Source organism: Streptomyces sp. NPDC050535 (assembly GCF_044457665.1).
GTDB lineage: Bacteria > Actinomycetota > Actinomycetes > Streptomycetales > Streptomycetaceae > Streptomyces.
The window spans coordinates 66,518-87,368 of sequence record NZ_JBITHE010000009.1 but is presented as its reverse complement, the minus strand read 5'-3'; the positions used below and the strand labels follow the sequence as shown (position 1 = coordinate 87,368).

General features: G+C 71.0%; 16 protein-coding genes. 6 read left to right on the top strand and 10 right to left on the bottom strand.

The window, feature by feature from the left end; genetic code table 11:
• Positions 1-43 precede the first annotated feature (43 nt).
• From murD to rsmH, 7 genes are all read right to left on the bottom strand, one after another.
• Positions 44-1,471 carry a UDP-N-acetylmuramoyl-L-alanine--D-glutamate ligase gene (murD, locus tag ACIBLC_RS21250; RefSeq protein ID WP_399212616.1) on the bottom strand — a complete coding sequence of 476 codons (1,428 nt, stop codon included), beginning with the start codon at positions 1,469-1,471 and terminating at the stop codon, positions 44-46.
• On the bottom strand, positions 1,453-2,526 hold the full coding sequence (gene mraY, locus ACIBLC_RS21245; protein WP_399212615.1) for a phospho-N-acetylmuramoyl-pentapeptide-transferase: 1,074 nt from the start codon (positions 2,524-2,526) through the stop codon (positions 1,453-1,455). The genes murD and mraY overlap by 19 nt, the downstream gene beginning before the upstream one ends.
• Complete coding sequence (gene murF, locus ACIBLC_RS21240) at positions 2,526-3,929, bottom strand: UDP-N-acetylmuramoyl-tripeptide--D-alanyl-D-alanine ligase (protein WP_399212614.1); 1,404 nt, start codon at positions 3,927-3,929, stop codon at positions 2,526-2,528. Before murF ends, mraY begins: the two co-directional genes overlap by 1 nt.
• A 4-nt stretch (positions 3,930-3,933) precedes the next feature.
• Complete coding sequence (locus tag ACIBLC_RS21235) at positions 3,934-5,466, bottom strand: UDP-N-acetylmuramoyl-L-alanyl-D-glutamate--2,6-diaminopimelate ligase (RefSeq protein ID WP_399212843.1); 1,533 nt, start codon at positions 5,464-5,466, stop codon at positions 3,934-3,936.
• A gap of 188 nt (positions 5,467-5,654) precedes the next feature.
• A complete protein-coding gene (locus tag ACIBLC_RS21230; RefSeq protein ID WP_399212612.1) occupies positions 5,655-7,607 on the bottom strand; it encodes a peptidoglycan D,D-transpeptidase FtsI family protein in 1,953 nt (650 codons plus the stop codon).
• 5 nt (positions 7,608-7,612) lie between these two features.
• Positions 7,613-8,161: a septum formation initiator family protein gene (locus ACIBLC_RS21225; RefSeq protein WP_399212611.1), complete on the bottom strand. Its 549-nt coding sequence runs from the start codon at positions 8,159-8,161 to the stop codon at positions 7,613-7,615.
• A gap of 56 nt (positions 8,162-8,217) precedes the next feature.
• Complete coding sequence (gene rsmH / locus ACIBLC_RS21220) at positions 8,218-9,174, bottom strand: 16S rRNA (cytosine(1402)-N(4))-methyltransferase RsmH (protein WP_399212609.1); 957 nt, start codon at positions 9,172-9,174, stop codon at positions 8,218-8,220.
• Between the two features lie 421 nt (positions 9,175-9,595).
• Between rsmH and ACIBLC_RS21215 the strand changes: the two genes are divergently transcribed.
• The 4 genes from ACIBLC_RS21215 to ACIBLC_RS21200 all read left to right on the top strand — a co-directional run bounded on the left by ACIBLC_RS21215 (position 9,596) and on the right by ACIBLC_RS21200 (position 15,204).
• Positions 9,596-10,144 (top strand): beta-class carbonic anhydrase, encoded by a 549-nt coding sequence (locus tag ACIBLC_RS21215; protein WP_399212607.1) that lies wholly within the window; start codon positions 9,596-9,598, stop codon positions 10,142-10,144.
• A 262-nt stretch (positions 10,145-10,406) separates the two neighbouring features.
• Positions 10,407-11,447 carry an AAA family ATPase gene (locus tag ACIBLC_RS21210; RefSeq protein ID WP_399212606.1) on the top strand — a complete coding sequence of 347 codons (1,041 nt, stop codon included), beginning with the start codon at positions 10,407-10,409 and terminating at the stop codon, positions 11,445-11,447.
• Positions 11,444-12,808, top strand: a complete 1,365-nt coding sequence (locus ACIBLC_RS21205; RefSeq protein ID WP_399212605.1) for a DUF58 domain-containing protein — start codon at positions 11,444-11,446, stop codon at positions 12,806-12,808. Before ACIBLC_RS21210 ends, ACIBLC_RS21205 begins: the two co-directional genes overlap by 4 nt.
• Complete coding sequence (locus ACIBLC_RS21200; protein ID WP_399212604.1) at positions 12,805-15,204, top strand: DUF3488 and DUF4129 domain-containing transglutaminase family protein; 2,400 nt, start codon at positions 12,805-12,807, stop codon at positions 15,202-15,204. The genes ACIBLC_RS21205 and ACIBLC_RS21200 overlap by 4 nt, the downstream gene beginning before the upstream one ends.
• Before the next feature lie 334 nt (positions 15,205-15,538).
• On the opposite strand, the gene ACIBLC_RS21195 is transcribed toward ACIBLC_RS21200, so the two are convergent.
• From ACIBLC_RS21195 to ACIBLC_RS21185, 3 genes are all read right to left on the bottom strand, one after another.
• Positions 15,539-15,934, bottom strand: a complete 396-nt coding sequence (locus ACIBLC_RS21195) for a DUF3040 domain-containing protein (protein WP_399212602.1) — start codon at positions 15,932-15,934, stop codon at positions 15,539-15,541.
• Positions 15,935-16,209: 275 nt separating this feature from the next.
• Positions 16,210-16,980, bottom strand: a complete 771-nt coding sequence (locus ACIBLC_RS21190) for a methyltransferase (RefSeq protein WP_399212600.1) — start codon at positions 16,978-16,980, stop codon at positions 16,210-16,212.
• Between the two features lie 199 nt (positions 16,981-17,179).
• The gene (locus tag ACIBLC_RS21185) at positions 17,180-17,719 is read right to left on the bottom strand and encodes an SAV_6107 family HEPN domain-containing protein (RefSeq protein WP_399212599.1); all 540 of its coding nucleotides are present in this window, start codon (positions 17,717-17,719) and stop codon (positions 17,180-17,182) included.
• Positions 17,720-17,947: 228 nt separating this feature from the next.
• On the opposite strand from ACIBLC_RS21185, the gene ACIBLC_RS21180 reads away from it, so the two are divergent.
• Both ACIBLC_RS21180 and ACIBLC_RS21175 read left to right on the top strand, forming a co-directional pair.
• A complete protein-coding gene (locus ACIBLC_RS21180; RefSeq protein ID WP_399212842.1) occupies positions 17,948-18,781 on the top strand; it encodes an ATP-binding cassette domain-containing protein in 834 nt (277 codons plus the stop codon).
• Positions 18,753-20,837, top strand: coding sequence for a YhgE/Pip family protein (locus ACIBLC_RS21175; protein WP_399212598.1), 2,085 nt, complete (start codon positions 18,753-18,755; stop codon positions 20,835-20,837). Before ACIBLC_RS21180 ends, ACIBLC_RS21175 begins: the two co-directional genes overlap by 29 nt.
• Positions 20,838-20,851: the final 14 nt, after the last annotated feature.

Here is a 20,851-nt window from a genome sequence, read left to right as displayed (position 1 = left end):
CCCAAGGGTCCCGGGCGCCCGGGACAGCGGCTGAGCCCCGCCGTCAGGCGCTCGCGGCGCCGAGTTCGCGAACCGCTTCCGCGAAAGCGTCACCGCGCTTGTTGTAGTTGGCGAACATATCCATGGAAGCGCAAGCCGGAGCCAGCAGCACCGTATCGCCCGCCTGAGCGAGCCCCCGCGCCTCCCGAACCGCCGCGAGCATCGCCCCAGTGTCGGTCCGGTCGAGGTCGACGACCGGTACCTCCGGCGCGTGTCGCGCGAGCGCTTCCCGGATGAGGGCCCGGTCGGCGCCGATCAGCACGGCGCCGCGAAGCCGCTTTGCCGACTTGGCGACCAGTTCGTCGAAGGTCGCCCCCTTGGCGAGCCCGCCCGCGATCCACACGATCGACTCGTAGGCGGCCAAAGAGGCTTCCGCCGCGTGGGTGTTGGTGGCCTTGGAGTCGTCGATGTACGCGACCCCGGCCACGTCGGCGACGTGCGCGATGCGGTGGGCGTCCGGGCGGAAGGCCCGCAGACCGTCCCGTACGGCCGCGGCGGGCACCCCGAAGGCGCGCGCCAGGGCCGCCGCCGCAAGCGCGTTGGCGATGTTGTGCGGGGCGGGCGGACTGACGTCCGACACCTCCGCCAGCTCCTGCGCGTTCTTCTGCCGGTTGTCGACAAAGGCGCGGTCGACCAGGATGCCGTCCACGACGCCGAGTTGGGAGGGTCCGGGCGCGCCGAGGGTGAAGCCGATCGCCCGGCAGCCCTCCTCGACGTCCGCCTCGCGCACCAGTTCCTCGGTGGCCTTGTCGGCCAGGTTGTAGACGCAGGCCACCCGATTGCCCTCGTAGACACGGCCCTTGTCGGCGGCGTACGCCTCCATGGAGCCGTGCCAGTCGAGGTGGTCGGGCGCGAGGTTCAGTACGGCGGCGGAGTGGGCGCGCAGGGAGGGCGCCCAGTGGAGCTGGTAGCTCGACAGTTCCACCGCGAGGACGTCGTACGTCTCCTCGCCGAGGACCGCGTCGAGGAGCGAGACCCCGATGTTGCCGACCGCCGCCGTGCGCAGTCCCGCCGCCTTCAGGATCGAGGCGAGCATCTGGACGGTGGTCGTCTTGCCGTTGGTGCCGGTGACGGCGAGCCAGGGAGCCGCGTCCGGGCCCTTGAGACGCCAGGCCAGCTCCACGTCCCCCCAGATGGGGACGCCGGCCTCGGCGGCCGCGGTGAACAGCGGCTTGTCGGGCTTCCAGCCCGGCGCGGTGACGATGAGCTCGGTGCCCTCCGGCAGGGTGGCGCCGTCACCCAGGCGCACGGTGACACCGAGCGCCGCCAGCTCCGCCGCCTGAGCCCGGGAGCGGTCGTCGTCGCCGTCGTTGACGACCGTGACGACCGCGCCGAGACCATGGAGCGCCCTGGCCGCCGGGATCCCGGAGACGCCGAGGCCGGCGACGGTGACGTTCCTGCCCTGCCAGTTGGTCACTTCTGGGCTGCCCATCCTGCGTAGAAGACGCCGAGACCGACGATCACGCACATGCCCTGGATGATCCAGAAGCGGACCACGACAAGGACTTCGGACCACCCCTTCAGTTCGAAGTGGTGTTGGAGTGGCGCCATTCGGAAGACTCGCTTGCCGGTCATCTTGAAGGAGCCGACCTGGATGACCACCGACATGGTGATGAGGACGAAGAGGCCGCCGAGCAGGGCGACCAGAAGCTCCGTGCGGGAGCAGATCGCGAGACCGGCGAGCGCGCCGCCGAGCGCCAGCGAACCGGTGTCGCCCATGAAGATCTTGGCCGGCGAGGTGTTCCACCACAGGAAGCCGAAGCAGGAACCCATGAGGGCCGAGGCGACGACCGCGAGGTCCAGTGGATCTCGTACCACGTAGCAGGCGCCCGGGTTGGTGAGGGTCTGCGCGTTGGCGCAGGACTCCTGGAACTGCCAGACACCGATGAAGGTGTAGGCGCCGAACACCATCGTCGCGGCGCCGGTGGCCAGGCCGTCCAGACCGTCCGTCAGGTTCACGCCGTTCGACATCGCCAGGATCATGAACAGCGCCCAGACCACGAACAGCACCGGGCCGATGGACCAGCCGAAGTCCTGGACGAAGGAGAGCTTCGTGGAGGCCGGGGTGTTGCCGAGGTTGTCGGCGAACTGGAGGGCCAGCACCGCGAAGGCGATACCGACGGTCAGCTGTCCGGCCATCTTGGCCTTGGCCCGCAGACCGAGCGAACGCCGCTTGACGATCTTGATGTAGTCGTCCAGGAAGCCGACCAGGCCCATGCCCGCCATCAGGCCGAGCACCAGCAGACCCGAGAAGGTCGGCGGCTTGCCGGTGATCACCTTGGACAGGAAGTACGCGATGATCGTCGCCAGGATGAAGGCGATACCACCCATGGTCGGGGTACCGCGCTTGGCATGGTGCTCGCGCGGGCCGTCGTCGCGGATGTACTGGCCGTAGCCCTTTTTGGCCAGCAGCTTGATCAGCAGCGGCGTGCCGATCAGCGTCAGGAAGAGACCGATGACGCCCGAGAACAGGATCTGATTCATCATCAGGCGACAACCTCGCCCTCAACACCGCCGTCGAGCAGCGCGAGCGCCACCCGTTCGAGCCCGACCGACCGGGACGCCTTCACGAGCACGACATCCCCCGAGCGCAGTTCACTGCGCAACAGGTCGACAGCCGCCTGTGCGTCGGACACGTGCACCGACTCCTCACCCCACGAACCCTCGTTATATGCGCCCAGTTGGAGCCAGGACGCTTCCCTGCCCCCGACCGCGACGAGCTTGCTGACGTTGAGTCGGACGGCGAGCCGCCCGACCGCGTCGTGCTCGGCGAGCGCCTCGTCCCCGAGCTCGGCCATCTGACCGAGCACCGCCCACGTACGACGCCCTCCGCCCATGGCCACGAGCGCGCGCAGGGCGGCTCGCATGGACTCGGGGTTCGCGTTGTAGGCGTCGTTGACGACCGTCACGCCGTCCGGGCGCTCGGTGACCTCCATCCGCCAGCGGGAGAGGGTGCCCGCCTCGGAGAGCGCACCGGCGATCTCGTCTGCGGACATGCCCAGCTCATGGGCGACGGCGGCCGCGGCGAGCGCGTTCGACACGTGGTGCTCACCGTACAGGCGCATGGTCACGTCACTGCACCCGGAGGGTGTGTGAAGGCTGAAGGCGGGCTGTCCGCTCTCCGTGAGACGGACGTTCTCGGCACGTACGTCCGCTTCGCCGGACTCTCCGAAGAGAATCACGCGCGCCTTCGTGCGGGACGCCATGGCGCGTACGAGGGGATCGTCGGCGTTGAGGATCGCGGCGCCGTCCTCCGGAAGGCCTTCGACCAACTCGCCCTTCGCCTGCGCGATCTGCTCGCGGCCGCCGAACTCGCCGATGTGGGCGGTCCCGACGTTGAGGACGAGGCCGATCCGCGGCGGGGTGAGTTCCGTCAGGTAGCGGATGTGGCCGATACTCCGGGCGCCCATCTCCAGCACGAGGAACCTGGTGTCCTCGGTGGCGCTGAGCGCGGTGAGCGGCAGCCCGATCTCGTTGTTGAACGAGCCCGGCGTGAAGACCGTCGGCGCCTTGCCGCGCAGTACCTGCGCGATGAGGTCCTTGGTGCTGGTCTTGCCCGCCGAGCCGGTGAGCGCGACGAGGGTCGCGCCGAGCCGTTCGACGACATGGCGCGCGAGGGCGCCGAGGGCCGTCTGTACGTCCGCCACGACGATCGCGGGGACGCCGACGGGCCGGGAGGCCAGTACGGCCACCGCGCCCGCGTCGACGACCGCCTGGGCGAAGTCGTGGCCGTCCACGCGTTCGCCGACGAAGGCGGCGAAGAGGCTGCCGTCCTCCACCTGGCGGGAGTCGATGACGACGGGTCCGGTGACCTGTACCGCCGGATCCGGTATGTCGTACGTCTGCCCGCCGACGACTGCTGCGATCTCGGCGAGGGAGAGGGCGATCACAAATTCATCCCTGGGTCTTCTGGATAGCTGCGCGAAGCACCTGGCGGTCGTCGAAGGGACGCACCACCCCGGCGATGTCCTGGCCCTGCTCGTGGCCCTTGCCTGCGACCAGTACGGTGTCGCCCGGCTGTGCGCGGGCGACGGCGGCGGCGACGGCGGCGGCCCGGTCCTCGAAGACCTGGACCTCGCCGCGCTGGTGCGCCGGCACCTCGGCCGCCCCCGCGAGCATCGTGGCGAGGATCGCGAGGGGATCCTCGGAGCGGGGGTTGTCGGAGGTCAGTACGGCGGTGTCGGCGAGCCGCGCGACGGCGGCGCCCATCGGCATCCGCTTCGTCCTGTCGCGGTCCCCGCCGCAGCCGAGCACCACGTGCAGGTGACCGGTCGTCACCTTGCGCAGCGCGCGCAGGACCGATTCGACGGCGTCCGTCTTGTGCGCGTAGTCGACCACCGCCAGATAGGGCTGGCCAGCGTCCACCCGCTCCAGGCGGCCCGGTACACCCGGTACGGCGCCGATGCCGTCGGCGGCGGTCTGCGGGTCGAGGCCGGCCACCGCGAGGGAGACGAGCGCGGCGAGCGAGTTCGCCACGTTGAAGGGGCCCGCGAGCGGCGACCTGGCGGTGATCCGCTCGCCCTTGGGGCCGACGGCGGTGAACGTCGAGTCCATCGGGCCCACTTCGACGTCCTCGGCGCGCCAGTCGGCGTCGGGGTGGCCCTCCGCGGAGAAGGTGACGACCGGGACGGTGGCCTCCTTGGCCAGCCGGCGCCCGTACTCGTCGTCGACGTTGACCACGCCCAGCCTGCTGCGCTTCGGCGTGAAGAGCTGAGCCTTGGCCTGGAAGTAGTCCTCCATGCCGGAGTGGAACTCCATGTGTTCCGGGCTGAGGTTGGTGAAGACGGCGACGTCGAAGACGCAGGCGTCGACCCGGCCGAGGACCAGTGCGTGGCTGGAGACCTCCATGGCGACCGCCTCGACCCCGCGTTCGCGCATGACCGCGAACAGCGCCTGGAGGTCGGTGGCTTCGGGCGTCGTGCGCTCCGACTTGATGCGCTCGTCGCCGATGCGCATCTCGACGGTGCCGATCAGGCCGGTGGAGCGGACCGTCTTCAGTCCGCCCTCGACGAGATACGCCGTGGTGGTCTTGCCGGAGGTCCCGGTGATGCCGATCTGGAGCAGGTCGGGTCCGGGGTGACCGTAGATCGTGGCCGCCAGCTCGCCCATCTGCCCGCGCGGATCGTCGACGACGAGGACCGGCAGGCCGGTGGCCGCTGCGCGTTCGGCACCCGTCGGGTCCGTCAGCACCGCGGCGGCGCCGAGGCCGGCCGCCTGCCCGACGAAGTCGGCGCCGTGCAGGCGGGCGCCCGGCAGCGCGGCGTACAGATCGCCGGGGCGCACGGCGCGGGAGTCGTGGGTGATGCCCGTGACCTCCGTGGCGGCATCCCCCGGGCTCCCCGGCGTGTCGACACCGAGCTGATCGGCGAGTTCCGCCAGAGGTGTCGCGGGGTTCTGAACCGGTCGTGGCGGCCCCGGATATGTCACAGGAACGCCCTTCTGGGTGTTTTGGGACTGATCAGCGTCTGGCACGGCGGTGAGCGTACCGGGCGCACCCCCGCCGGAGCGAAGTGAGGGCATGGACGGGCCGTGCGGCGGGAGGTGCGGCACGGCATGGTTCCCGGGGTCGGGGGTGGTCGTTGTCACGAGCTGTTCCTGGCTGGTTTCCGTGCTGATCAGGGTGTGAAGGTCACGGGGAGATTCGCGGCCTTGGCCCCGGTGGGCGGTACCTGAAGGGTCTTCAGGGCGAACTCCATGACCTCCTTGTAGATGGGCCCGCAGATCTGGCCGCCGAAGTAACTGCCCTTGGTGGCGTTCTGGATCGCGCAGTACACGGTGACCCGCGGGCTGTCGGCGGGCGCGAATCCGGCGAACGACGAGGTGTAGCCGTTGTACTTGCCGGTGGCCGGATCCACGCGGTTGGCCGTACCCGTCTTGCCCGCCACGCGGTAGCCGGGAATGCGCGCCTTGGTGCCGGTGCCCTGTTCGTCGTCGACGACGGACTCCAGCATCTGGGCGAGGGTCTTCGCCGTCTTCTCGCTGACGACCCTGGTCTTCCTGGGCTCGGCGGCGGGGGTGAAGCGGCCGTCGGCCCCCTTCGTGCCGCGCACCAGCGTGGGTTCGACGCGTACGCCGCCGTTGGCGATCGTCGAGTAGACGGAGGCCGCCTGCAACGCGCTGAGCGACACACCCTGGCCGAAAGGAATCGTGTACTGCTGCGAGGTCGACCAGTCCTCGGGTGCGGCGAGGATGCCCTTCGTCTCACCGGGGAAGTCCAGCCCGGTGTAGCCGCCGATGCCGAACTTGCGCAGATACGAGTAGAGGACCTGGTTGGCCTGCTTCTGCGTCTTGCCGAGCTGGCCGGCCGCCAGGATGGTGCCGATGTTGCTGGACTTGGCGAGCACGCCGTTGAGCGTCAGGCTCCAGGTCGGGTGGTCGATGTCGTCCTGGAAGAGACGGTCGCCGCGCTGGAGCCGGTTGGGCACGACCACATGCGTCCCGGGCGTGGCGACGTTCTCCTCCAGCACGGCCGCCATCGACATGACCTTGGCGGTGGAACCGGGCTCGTACGCGTCCTGGACGGCCGCGTTGCCCAGCGCCGCCGGGTCGGCCTCGGAGAGGTCGTTCGGGTCGAAGCCGGGCGAGTTGGCCATGGCGAGGATCTCGCCGGTCCGTGTGTCCTGCACTATCACGTACCCGCTGTCCGCCCGGGACTTCTCCACCTGCTCGGTGATGGCGTTCTGCGCGGCCCACTGGATGTCACGGTCGATGGTCAGCTCGAAGTCGGAGCCGGCCACGGCGGGCGTCTCGGTGGAGCCCGCGGTGGGGACCTGGAGGCCGCCGGACTGCGCGTACCGGATCTCGCCGTCCTTGCCCGCCAGTTCCTTGTTCAGTGCCTGCTCGAGGCCGCCGCCGCCCTTGCCGTCCGCGTTGACCCAGCCCAGTATCCCGGCGGCGAGATCTCCGTTCGGGTACACGCGCTTGCTGGCGGGGACCGCGACGATGCCGCCGAGCACGTTGACCGTGCCCGGATCGGTCTCGGCCTTGGCCGCGAGCGTGTTCCTCAGGTCCTTGATCTGCTTCCAGACCTGGGGGGTCTGGCGGTTGGCGAGCAGGGTGTAGCGGGTGTTCTTCGTCCTGAGCTTCTTGGTGACCCTGTCCACGTCCTGGCCGAGGATCGGGGCGAGCAGCGCCGCGGCCTGCTCGGGCGCGTCCGTCGTCTTAGTGGCCTTCTCGGTGAACAGCGTGGGGTCGGCCGTGATGTCGTACGCGTCCACACTGGCCGCCAGTTCGACGCCGTTGCGGTCCGTGATCCCACCTCGCTCGGCGGCCAGCGTGCGCCCGACGTACCGGTTCTGCTCGGCCTTCGCGACATACGTGCTCGCGTCCACGGCCTGCACCTGGAGCAGTCGTACGACGAAGGCGATCATCACCAGGGTCAGCGCGAGGCTGACCATACGGAGCCGGGGGCGCGGGCTGCCGAGGCGGATGACCCGGGGGCCGCTGGGCCTCGACGCGGTCGGCCGGCGCGGAGGGCGGGCCCCGGGCCCCGGACGCCGCTGGCCTCCGGGACGTACGGGCCTGGCGGGGCCGGGCACTCGGCGGCGCGGCGGTTCCCTGTCGGACACTTCCGTCACCTGCCGGGGGTTGTGGGGGGCTGCGCGGACGGGATGGCGGGCTGCGCGGTGCCGACGGCCGCGGAGGGCGTCGGCACCGGAGTCGGGGGCGGGGTCGGAGTCACGGTCACGACCGGAGTCGGGGGCGGCGCGGGGGCGAGGACCTCGGGCGGGCGCACCGGGGTGCGGGCCGCGGACTGCTGGGCCGCCGCTCCGGGGACGCCCTTGACGCTGCCGTCCGGGCCGAGGAACGCCGGGTCGCCGCCGGGCACCATGCCCAGTTCGCGGGCCCGGAGCTGGAGGGCGTCGGGCGCGGCGTAGGCGTCCACGTCCCGCTGGAGCGCCTGCTCCTCGTCGGTGAGGCTCTTGGTGTCCTTCTGCAGGTCGTCGAGCTGGAACGAGCCCGCGCTGAGCGCGGAGTTCAGCACGAGGAGACCGATGAGGCCGCCGCCGAGCAGCAGCACCACCAGCAGGACGAAAGGGGTACGGGCGGCTGTCCCGGCACCGGCCGGGAGAAGCCGGGCGAGCCGAGCCGCTCGCCCTCTCAGTTCGGGTTTCCTACTCACGCACCCTCCCTGTGGGTTCGGGTTTCCGACTCACTCGTCCTCCCTCTCCCCGCGCCTCACTCGGCTTCCTCCCGGATGCGCTGGGCTCCTCGCAGCCGGGCGGGAGCCGCCCGCCGGTTCTCGGCGACCTCTTCCTCGCTGGGAAGTTCGGCACCGCGCGTGAGCAGCTTGAGCCGGGGCTGGTAGCGCTCCGGCACGACCGGCAGGCCGGGCGGCGCCGTGTTGGCGGCGCCGGCCGCGAACACCTGCTTGACCAGCCGGTCCTCCAGCGAGTGGTACGACAGGACGGCGATCCGGCCGTCGACCGCGAGCGCCCGCACGGCCGCCGGAATCGCCCTCTCCAGGACGCTGAGTTCGCCGTTGACCTCGATGCGCAGCGCCTGGAAGGTGCGCTTGGCGGGGTTGCCGCCGGTGCGCTTGGCGGCCTGCGGCAGCGAGTCGCGGATCAGCTCGACGAGCCGGGCGCTGTTACTGAAGGGCTCCGTCTCGCGTTCGCGCACGACCGCGGACACGATCCGCTTGGCCTGCTTCTCCTCGCCGTACGCCCGCAGGATCCGCACCAGTTCGCCCGGCGGGTAGGTGTTGAGGACCTCGGCCGCGCTCATGCCGGTCGTCTGGTCCATCCGCATGTCGAGGGGAGCGTCCTGGGCGTACGCGAAGCCGCGGTCCGCCTCGTCGAGTTGCATGGAGGAGACGCCGAGGTCGAACAGGACGCCCTGGACGCGCGGGGTGCCCAGGCGGTCGAGTACGTCGGGGAGTTCGTCGTAGACGGCGTGCACGAGCGCGGCTCGGTCGCCGAAGGGGGCGAGCCGCTCCCCGGAGAGGCGCAGCGCCTCCTTGTCACGGTCCAGGGCCACGAGCCGTGCCTCGGGGAACCGCGTGAGGAGCGCCTCGCTGTGGCCGCCGAGTCCCAGGGTGCAGTCGACGACGACGGCTCCTGGCCCGGTCAGGGCCGGGGCCAACATGTCCAGGCACCGCTGGAGCATCACCGGGACGTGTCGACTCTGGCTCAAGGGGCCCTCTCAGATCCGACGCGGGCGTCGCACCGCCGGGTCCCCGCCCGCTCGAGAAGAGGAGGCCGCCGGCGCCGGGACAGTGGCGTCAGCCGACCGGGAGCGGGAGGAGGCCGAGCCGTACGTACGCGCCGCGCACGTGGGGAAACGCCGGAGTATCGCCGGGTTTCCAGGGAAAACAGTCCAGCAGGGAGGGCCTCGCCTCCCGCTTCGCGTCACTTTAGTCCACGGTGTCTCGCGGTCAATCAACCGGCATGCGCGTCGTGAGTCCCGCTCCCGACGAAGCCGTAAATCGGAAAGAACAACCCATATGGGCGAGCCGCCACCGCCCGTGTGGGTTACCTCACAACAAGCCACGATGGCGTTCTTTGTCCCCTCTCACGACAGGACCACTTCCCACGCGCCCAGTACCGTCATAGGTATGACGACCTCCGCATCCGTTCCCACCGAGCCCGAAGGCGCCATATCCCGCGAGGGCACCGTGACCGAGCGCCTCGTCGAAGCGAACCAGCGGTACGCCGCGGCCTTCGCCGATCCGGGGATGGACGCCCGCCCGGTCCTGCGCGTCGCGGTGGTCGCGTGCATGGACGCACGGCTCGACCTGCACGCCGCGCTCGGCCTGGAGCTGGGCGACTGCCACACCATCCGCAACGCGGGCGGCGTGGTCACCGACGACGTGATCCGCTCCCTCACGATCAGCCAGCGGGCACTCGGCACCCGCAGCGTCGCCCTCATCCACCACACCGGCTGCGGCCTGGAGTCGCTCACCGAGGACTTCCGGCACGACCTGGAGATGGAGGTCGGCCAGCGCCCCGCCTGGGCGGTCGAGGCCTTCCGGGACGTCGAACAGGACGTAAGGCAGTCGATGCAGCGCGTGCGCACCTCTCCGTTCCTGCTGCACACGGACGATGTGCGCGGCTTCGTCTTCGACGTCACGACCGGTCTGCTGCGCGAGATCGACCCGGCCTGACGCCTTCGCCGGGCCCCCGCGGTGACCGCCGGAACCCTTGTGGGACTCTCTCTCCACTAAAAAATCATGACCCTTCGATACCCAAAGGGATACAAGGCAGACATATCGCGGCCAGTTATCCACAGGCGGATGACACGAACCGGTAACGGCAACAAGAATGCGGGTGTGGCGTCACGCGGAACTTTTCCCGTGTGGTGTCCGTGTTTCGAGGTGGGCCGGTCCGCACAGGGCGTCGGCCCGCGAAAGGGCCGAGGAGGGCCGGGTGACGACCTATGACGATCGAGCGAGCCTTACGGACTTGACCGCCACTGTGGAGCGTGTCCGCAGTTCGGTGGAAGGGGTGATCGAGGGCAAGCCTGAGGTCGTACGGCTTTCGCTGACCGTGCTGCTCGCCGAGGGCCATCTTCTGATCGAGGATGTTCCGGGCGTCGGCAAGACCATGCTCGCCAAGGCACTGGCGCAGTCCATCGACTGCTCGGTGCGCCGTATCCAGTTCACGCCAGACCTGCTGCCCTCGGACATCACGGGTGTGTCCATCTGGGACCAGCAGCGCCGGGACTTCGAGTTCAAGCCGGGCGCGATCTTCGCGCAGATCGTGATCGGCGACGAGATCAACCGCGCCTCGCCGAAGACCCAGTCCGCGCTCCTGGAGTCGATGGAGGAGCGCCAGGTCACCATCGACGGGACCACCTACGAACTCCCCAGCCCCTTCATGGTGGTGGCCACGCAGAACCCGGTCGAGATGGAGGGCACCTACCCGCTGCCCGAAGCCCAGCGCGACCGCTTCATGGCCCGCGTCTCCATCGGCTATCCCAGCCCGGAGGCCGAGTTGCAGATGCTGGACATCCACGGCGGAGTGAACCCGCTGGACGACCTCCAGCCGGTGGCGCACGCGCACGAGATCGTGAAGCTGATCGACGCGGTCCGCAGCGTCCACGTCGCCGACGCGGTACGGCGGTACGCGGTGGAGCTGGTCGGGGCCACCCGCACGCACCCCGACCTCAGACTCGGCGCCTCGCCGCGTGCCACGCTGCATCTGCTGCGCGCGGCGAAGGCGTCAGCCGCCCTCAGCGGCCGGGACTACGCCCTGCCGGACGACATCCAGGCACTCGCCGTGGCAGTCCTGGCCCACCGTCTGCTGCCCACGGCACAGGCACAGTTGAACCGGCGTTCGGCCGAGCAGGTCGTCCAGGAGATCCTTCAGCGCACCGCCGTTCCCGCCGCGCCCCAGCAGCAGGCCGGCTTCACGGTGGGCCGCGGTGCGACGGCCTACGGCCAGCAGCCGCCGCGGAGGCTTGGATGACGCAAGGTGGGACGGGGTACACCGCGGAGGAGGACAAGGGCGGCGTGCGCACAGCGCTCGCCGGGCTCACCACGCGGGGGCGCTCCTTCCTTGCCGCCGGAATCGCGGCCGCGATCTGCGCGTACGTCCTGGGGCAGAGCGATCTGCTCCGGGTCGGCCTGCTCCTCGCGACCCTCCCCCTGGTCTGCGCGACCGTGCTGTACCGCACCCGCTACCGGGTCTCCGGCAGCCGCAGACTCGCCCCCGCGCGCGTGCCCGCCGGTTCCGAGGCCCGGGTGCACCTGCGGATGGACAACGTCTCGCGGCTGCCCACCGGCCTGCTGATGCTTCAGGACCGGGTGCCGTACGTGCTCGGTCCGCGGCCCCGCTTCGTCCTGGACCGGGTGGAGGCGGGCGGCCGCCGCGAGGTGTCCTACCGGGTGCGCTCGGACCTGCGCGGCCGCTATCCGCTGGGCCCGCTGCAACTACGGCTCACGGACCCCTTCGGGATGTGCGAGCTGACGCGTTCCTTCTCGACGTACGACACCCTGACCGTCATCCCGCGCGTGGAGCCGCTGCCGCCGGTGCGGCTGACCGGCGAGGCCAAGGGGTACGGCGACGGGCGGCAGCGCTCGCTGGCCCTGGCGGGCGAGGACGACATCATCCCGCGCGGCTACCGCTACGGCGACGATCTGCGCCGGGTGCACTGGCGCCTGACCGCGCGCTACGGCGAGCTGATGGTCCGCCGCGAGGAGCAGCCGCAGCGCTCCCGCTGCACGGTGCTGCTCGACACCCGGGGCCTCGCCTACGAGGGCGCGGGCCCCGACTCGGCCTTCGAATGGGCCGTCTCGGGCGCGGCGTCCTCCCTGACGCACATGCTCGAACGGGGTTTTTCGGTACGGCTGTTGACCGACACCGGCAGTTCGGTGCCCGGTGAGGGCGCGGACGGGTTCGCGGGCGCGAGCCAGGAGACGGCGGACGCGGCCGGGCTGATGATGGACACCCTCGCCGTCGTCGACCACTCGGACGGCACGGGGCTGTCCCGTGCGTACGACGTGCTGCGCGGCGGGAACGAAGGGCTGCTGATCGCCTTCCTGGGCGACCTGGACGAGGAACAGGCCACGGTGCTCGCCAAGATGCGCCAGCGCAGCGGCGGGGCCGTCGCCTTTCTGCTGCACAGCGAGGCATGGATGCGGGAACCGACCGACGCCCCCGGGCCGTTGGACAACAGCGAGGACCAACTGCGCATGCTGCGCGAAGCGGGCTGGACGGCTGTGAGAGTGCCGCGGGGGGCGGGAATCGCCGACCTGTGGCGTGAGGCGGACCGGCAGCGCACGGGCGTGGCGTCGACGGGAAGTACGGCTGGGGGTGATCGTGCGTGAGCGGGCGTGCGCGACTGGCGTTGTGTGCGGCGGCGGCCACCCTGATGGCCGCGAGTGCGCTGTTGCCGCTGGTCGATCCGGCGACCTGGTTCTTCCAGGCGGCGTTTCTGCTGGCGATGCAGTCCGGTGTGGGCGCGCTGACCCGGCGGGTTCCGCTGGCCAGGCCGCTGACCGTGGCGGCGCAGGCGTTGGTGACGCTGCTGCTGCTGACGCTGGTCTTCGCCCGGCAGCAGGCGTTCCTCGGGATCATCCCGGGGCCCGAGGCGTTCGACCGGTTCGGGATGCTGCTCCAGGCGGGCGGTGACGATGTCGGGCGGTTCGCGATCCCGGCGCCGCTGTCCGACGGCATCCGGCTGATGCTGGTCGGCGGTGTCCTGGTGATCGGGCTGGCGGTGGACGCCCTCGCGGTGACGTTCCGCAGCGCGGCGCCCGCCGGACTGCCGCTGCTCGCGCTGTACTCGGTCGCCGCGGGGCTGTCCGGCGGCGGTGCCGCCTGGCTGTGGTTCCTGCTCGCGGCCGTCGGCTATCTGGTCCTGCTGCTGGCCGAGGGCCGCGACCGGCTCTCGCAGTGGGGCCGTGTCTTCGGCGGAGCGTCCCGCGCACCGGGTCCCGAAGCCCCGGACGTCGCCGTCGCGCCCGTCCGCACCGGACGGCGCATCGGCGCGGTCGCCCTGGGCATCGCCCTGGTGGTGCCGCTCGCCCTGCCTTCGCTCGACGGCGGTCTGCTGGACGCCGCGGGTGGCGGCGTCGGTTCGGGCTCCGGTGGCGGCGGCACGATCTCCGCGGTGAACCCGCTGGTCTCGCTCCGCGACAGCCTGAACGTGGACGAGGACCGCGAGGTCATGTCGTACCGCACCAACTCCGAAGAAACCCAGGACATGTATCTGCGGATCGTCTCCCTGGACGACTTCGACGGGACGGCCTGGAAGCCGGCCCAGCGGCACATCATCGATGTGCCGGACACGTTCCCGACGCCGATCGGCCTCGGGAGCGACGTCCGGCGGACCGCGATCCGGACCCGTGTCGCCGCGGCCGACTGGTACGCGCAGGACTGGCTCCCGATGCCCTACCCGGCCAGCCAGGTCGACATCAGCGGCAGCTGGCGGTACGAGCCGGTGGGGCGCACGCTCGTCGGCGACCACGGGCAGAACACCCGAGGTGTGCAGTACGAGGTGACGAGCCTGCTGGTGCAGCCGACGGCGGAGCAGCTCGCGAACGCGCCCGAGCCGGATCCGAATCTGAAGCGCGAGTTCACCGAGGTGCCCGATTCGCTGCCTTCGGTGGTCGCCGACACCGCGAACGAGGTCACGGCGGGCTCGGCCAATCACTACGAACAGGCGGTCAAACTCCAGGACTTCTTCGCGGTGAGCGGTGGGTTCACGTACGACACGGAGGTGCAGGTCGGCAGCGGCTCCGCCGCGATCGCGCGTTTCCTGAAGGACAGGGAGGGCTTCTGCGTCCACTTCTCCTTCGCGATGGCCGCGATGGCCCGCACGCTGGGAATACCGGCCCGTGTCGCGGTGGGCTTCACGCCCGGTTCCGCGCAGCCCGACGGTTCGATGACGGTGGGGCTGAAGGACGCGCACGCCTGGCCCGAGCTGTACTTCGAGGGAGTGGGCTGGACGCGCTTCGAGCCGACTCCGAACCGGGGTTCGGTACCGGAGTACACCCAGCCGGAGACGTCGGGCACGGACGTGCCGGCCGTGCCTGAACCGACGGAGTCGGCGTCCACGGCGCCCTCCGCTGCGGCGTCGGCCGGCGAGAGCTGCACGACGCAGGAGCGGAAGCTCGAGGCGTGCGCGAGCGAGTCGGCGCTGGCGGCGGTGGGGTCGGACGACGACGGCATGCCGTGGCTCCAGATCCTGGGGCTCGCCCTGGCCGGGCTCCTGTTGCTGGGTGTGCCGCTGTTGCCCATGCTGTGGCGCATGCGGATACGGTCCCTGCGGCTCGGCGGGCACGGACGCACCGAGGCGGACGTCCCGGTGTACACGCTGGGTGCCTGGCTGGAAGTGACCGATACGGCGTGGGACCACGGCATCGAGCCGGACGACTCGCAGACGCCCCGAAAGGCCGCCGCGCGGATCGTCCGTATCGGGCTCCTCGACCCGCCGGCGGCGGACGCGGTGCACCGGCTGGCGGCGGCCGTGGAGCAGGTGCTCTACGCCCCGCATCCGCGCGCCACACCGGGTCTCGCGGAGGACGCCCGCCAGATCGCGGACTTCTTCCGCTCCTCGGCGAGCCGCCCTGCCCGACTCCGAGCACTCCTCGCCCCTCGCTCGGCCATCCGGGTGGCCTGGGCGGCCTCGGACCGCTGGACGGCCCTGACCGCCCGCCTCGCTGCCCGGTGGGAGACCTGGCTGCACCGCCCTTCGGCGGGCCAGGGCCAGAGCAGCTGACCTGAGCGCCTGTGTGCGACCCCCGCCCCGTCTTGGGCGGGGGCCGCACACAGGCGGGCCTCCGGTGGAGAGTCGTTCACCCGGGCAGACGGGCCCGAGAGGAGAGTCGCTCATCCCGACAGGAGCCCGCGGCGGAGAGTCGTTAACCCCGGCTGATGGGCCTGCGGTGGTGGGTCACCCACACCTCAGCGTCTACGGGCACCGTGCTCCCGCCCCTCCCCCAGGCTCTCGGCTTCGCCGCACCGCGCGGGATTCAGGGCGTGCGTGAGGGGGTGTCCACCACATCAGGTGGACACCCCCTCACAGAAGGTTTGCGACTGCGACGCCTGGAGGGCTACTGGCCCTGTTCGTCGCGGCGACGCTGCCAACGTTGTTCGATGCGGTCCATCATGGAGCGGCGCTGCCGGCCCTGACCGCGTGCGGCCGGCGCCCCTGGGGCGGTCGGCTGTTCACCCGGTTTGGGGGCCTTGCGCCAACCGGTGACGGCGAGCACAGCGCAGCCCAGCATGACGAGGAAACCCACCACGCTCAGCCAGATCTGCACCGTGACCATCCCGGCCATGAGGAGCGCGATACCCACAAGGAAGCCCGCGACCGCCTGATACACCCGTCGCCGGGTGTACGTACGCAGCCCGCTTCCCTCAAGCGCTGTCGCGAACTTGGGATCTTCGGCGTACAGCGCTCGCTCCATCTGCTCGAGCATTCGCTGCTCGTGCTCCGAGAGCGGCACGGAGTCCTCCTCATCGTGCAGTCGCCGGGGCGACCGGGGGTCCCGTTCAGGATAGGCAGGGAATCGCCCCCGTGAAACCCGCCCCTCTACGCCAATTCGCCGACCGGAAGCCGCCATGACGCCCGGATCCACTGAGGCGTACATTCCCCAGCGACCGGCCTCTCATGCCGAACGGTCTCCCTCGATCATACGGCGCCGAGCGCCGTATCGGGGGGCCTGTGGCGTACTCCATGTGCAGCCAAGTCCCTGATCAGCGGCGCACCACAGCGGACGACTCAAGCCCCGCCGGTCCCCGGCGTCTCACCGAGCACATGAAGCTGCGTCGCCACGGAGTGGAAGGCGGCGAGTTCGGCCGCTGCCGCCTCCAGTTTCAGCAACGCTTCCAGGGCCCCGGGCTCGGTGTCCACGAGGACTCCGGGGACCAGGTCGGCGAAGATCCGCACACCGTGGACGGCGGCGACGTTCAGGCCCGCGCCCTCGACGAGCGCGGTGAGCTGCTCGGCGGTGAAACGGTGGGGTACGGGATCACCCTCGCCCCAGCGTCCGTCCGGGTCGCCGAGCGCCCGCCTGGCCTCCGTGAAGTGCCCGGCGAGGGCGCGGGCCAGCACGGCTCCGCCGAGGCCCGCGGCGAGGAGGCTGAGGACGCCTTCGGGACGCAGCGCGTCCACCACGTTGCGGACGCCCTGGGCCGGGTCGTCCACGTACTCCAGGACGCCGTGGCACAGCACCGCGTCGTAGCCACCGCGCTCGACGACGTCGAAGAGGCCGTGCGCGTCGCCCTGGACGCCGTGCACCCGGTCGGCGACCGAGGCCTCGGCGGCCCGGCGCTCCAGCGCGAACAGCGCGTTCGGGCTGGGGTCGACGACGGTGACGCGGTGGCCGAGCCGGGCCACGGGCACGGCGAAGTTGCCGCTGCCGCCCCCGGTGTCGAGGACGTCCAGGGACTCCCGGCCGGTGGCCTTGACCCGGCGGTCCAGGGCGTCCTTGAGGACCTCCCAGACCACGGCGGTACGGAGAGAAGCGCGGGGGCGCATCGGGTCCGACACGGAAGTGACTCCTCGGCGCGGCACCGCCTCTTGCGCGGCGGAGCGATCGGGGGGCCTCCCGTTCCCCGTTCTCGGGTCGGAAGGCTTCAGGCGCCTCCACCCTAGTGGGCCGCGAAGGGCTCACCGCCGACCGGCACCGGGTCACCAACCCGGTTCGGTGGACTCGTCGGCCCACCGAGGGAAATGGGGCCCACGCCGGTCAGCCGGCGTCCGGGACCTGGTGGTCTCCTTCCTGCCTCGGCTGGGGCAGCACGGGCTGCAGGACCAGCATCCGCTCGACGAGGCGCAGGAACATCGCCACGTCGCGTATCAGGTCGTCGGCGTCGCGGCTGCGTGCCGCGCCCTGTATGCCCGCCTCGGCACGGGCGCGGCGGGTCGCTCCGGAGGCGAACAGCGCGCTCCATTCGGCGAGTTCGGGCGCGATCTCGGGGAGCACCTCCCAGGCGCTCCGGATGCGGGCCCTGCGTCGGGGGGTGGGTTCGGGGCGGCCCCGCGCGGCGAGGACGGCGGCGGCGGTGCGCAGGGCGGCCAGGTGGGCCGTCGCGTAGCGCTCGTTCGGCGTTTCGAGGGTCGTCGCCTCGTCGAGTCCGGCGTGGGCCTGGGCGAGCAGTTCGAGGGCGGCGGGCGGGGCGGTGGCCCGGCGGAGCACGGGGTGCACGTCGCTCGCGGGGCCGTTCAGTGAGGGGGCAGGGCCGGTGGCGCGGCGCCGGTGGGAGGCGGCTGCGGATGAGTTGGCCATGACGAACCTCCTGTCGTCTGTGCGACGGCCCTGTGGCCGTATGTGTCCATCGTGAGGTATGCCACTGACAATCCATCCTGACCTGCACTTTTGCTTCGATCGAAGGTTCGAGATAGTTTTTGCACTGACCAGTCAGTTCAAAAGTGGGTTCAGGAGTCGGCCGTGCGGGTCGGCTCTCGGAGGGGGATCGGAGGGGAAGCTGTGGGCGAGCACCGCGGAGTCGCCGTCATGGCGGAGGGGTTCGGGCTCGAGGGGCCGCGCGGCTGGGCGTTCCGGGACGTGGCGGTCTCCGCCGGGCCCGGCTCGCTGATCGCTGTCGTGGGCCCGTCCGCTTCCGGCCGGACATGTCTGCTTCTGGCGCTCAGCGGGCGGATGAAGCCGAGCGAGGGACAGGCCGTGGTCGGCTCCTACCGGCTGCCCGAGCAGATGTCGGCGGTGCGCCGGATCAGCGCGCCTGCCCATGTGCCCGGTGTCACCGATCTGGACCCGGCCCTGACCGTCGGGGAGCACCTGCTGGAACGGGCGCTGCTGCAACGGCGGTTCGGAGGTTCGCTGCGGGGGCTGCTGCGACCGCGTGCCGAGCGGGTGGCCGAGGCGAAGCTGCGGATCGACGCCGCGCTGACCGCCGCCGGGCTCGACCGGGAGACGCTGCCCAAGGGTTCCCGGACGTCCGTTCGCGACCTGGAGCGCCTGGAGGCACTGCGGCTGTCGGTCGCGCTGGCTCTCATCGGCCGGCCGCGCCTGCTGGCCGTCGACGACCTCGACCTCAAGCTGCCGGATGCCGAGCGGGCGGAGGCCTGGGCCCTGTTGCGGTCGCTCGCCGAGTCCGGAACGACGGTCCTCGCGGTGTGCGACGAGGCTCCGGAGGACGCCGTGATCGTGTCCACCAGGCCCAAGGACATCCCGGCAACCACGGACAGGCGGCCGCACGACCACGGGAACACCGGCTTCGACGACGACACCGACGCCGACAGCGACAGCGACAGCAACAGCGACAGCGACAGCGACAAGAACCACGACAAGGAGACGGCCGATGGGCTCGCCGAGACTGGCCTCGCTTGAGCTCAGGCGTTTCGGCAGGGGCAGGCTCCCGCGCGCCGCGCTGGCCGCGCTCCTGCTGTTGCCCCTGCTCTACGGCGCCCTCTACCTGTGGTCGTTCTGGGACCCGTACGGCCGTCTCGACCGCATCCCCGTCGCGCTGGTGAACGATGACAAGGGGGCGACGGCCGCGGGCCAGAAGATCACGGCGGGAGACGAGATCACCAAGGGGCTGCGCGACAGCGACACCTTCGAGTGGCACGAGGTGAGCGCGGCCGAGGCCCGGGAGGGCGTCGAGGACGGCAGTTACTACCTGTCGCTGACCATGCCGAGCGACTTCAGCAGGCGGATCGCCTCCAGCTCCGGGGAGTCACCGGAGACGGGCGCGCTCCAGGTGCGTACGAACGACGCGAACAACTACATCGTCGGGCAGATCTCCCGGACGGTGTTCAGCGAGGTGCGCACGGCCGCTTCCACGAAGGCCTCCCGGTCGTTCCTCGACAAGATCTTCGTCTCGTTCTCGGACATCCACGGGGAGACCGAGAAGGCCGCCAAGGGGGCCGACAAGCTGGAGAGCGGGATCGGCACGGCGGAGCAGGGGGCGAAGGACCTCACGGACGGCCTCAAGGACGCCAAGGCGGGCAGCGGGAAGCTCTCCGCGGGCCTGAAGAAGCTCAACACGGGCGCGGGCGACCTGGAGGACGGCTCACGGCAGGTCGCGGACGGTACGCAGACCCTGGCCGACAAGGTCAACGGGGTCGCGGACGAGGTGGGTCCCTTCCTGAAGGACAACGAGAAGGCCATCGGCGACACGGCCCAGCTGGTCGCCGACGCCGCCGCCGGAATCCGCGCCAACCTCGACACCCTGGCCAAAACCGCTCCGGCCGCGGCCAAGGGCGCTCACACGGCCTCCGCCACGCTGGACACGGTCTACCGGGCGCGTTGCGAGACCCCGCCGATCCCGGACGCCGCGTGCCCCGACCTGAAGAAGGCCGAGCAGGCGGCCGCGGACGTGGCCACGGTCGCCGACGACGTCAACACGCTGGTCGCGGACCAGGACGGCGATCTCGACAAGCTCGACAAGAACCTGGCCACGCTCCAGAAGCAGGCCCAGACACTCGCCGACCGCTCGCCGAACCTCTCCGAGGACCTCGACGACGCCGTCTCCAAGATCAACAAACTGAACGCGGGAGCCGGGAAGGTCGCCGACGGGGCCAAGACGCTGCACTCGGGGCTCGGCACGGCCAAGACCGGCGCCGCGGACCTCGACACGGGCGTCGGCAAGCTGAAAACGGGCGCGAGCGACCTCGGCACCGGCCTCTACAAGCTCGTCGACGGCTCCGGGACCCTCGCCGACGGACTGCACGACGGAGCCGGGCAGATCCCCGACTACGACAAGCAGGACCGCGACCAGCGCACCGGCGTCATGTCGGACCCGGTGCGGCTCGCCTCCCAGGACCTCCACAAGGCGCCCAACTACGGCACCGGCTTCGCCCCGTACTTCATCCCCCTGTCCCTGTGGGTGGGCGCGATGGTGGCGTACATGCTGATCCAGCCGCTCAACCGGCGCGCGCTCGCGGCGGGCGCCTCGGCCTGGCGCATCGCACTGGCCGGCTGGCTGCCGGTGGCCGCCATAGGGGTGCTTCAGACGGCGGCCCTGATGTCCGTGCTGCACTGGGCGATCGGCCTGGAGATGACGCACGCGGCCGGGACGGTGGGCTTCCTGTTCCTGGTGACGGCATGCTTCGCGGCGATCGTGCAGTGGCTGAACGCCCGCTTCGGAGCGGCGGGCCGGATCCTCGTGCTCGCCTTCCTGATGCTCCAGCTGACCTCGGCGGGCGGCACGTACCCCGTCCAGACCAGTCCGGGCTTCTTCAACGCGATCCACCCCTTCCTGCCGATGAGTTACGTGGTCGACGCCCTCAGGAGGCTCATCACGGGAGGCGGTCTCGGGCCGGTATGGCAGGCCTGCGCCGTCCTCACGGCCTTCACCGTGGGCGCCCTGGCTCTGACCGCCCTGTCCGCACGCCGTAAGCAGGTGTGGACCCTCGACCGGCTGCACCCGGAGCTGAGCCTGTGACCGCGCGCGCGGGC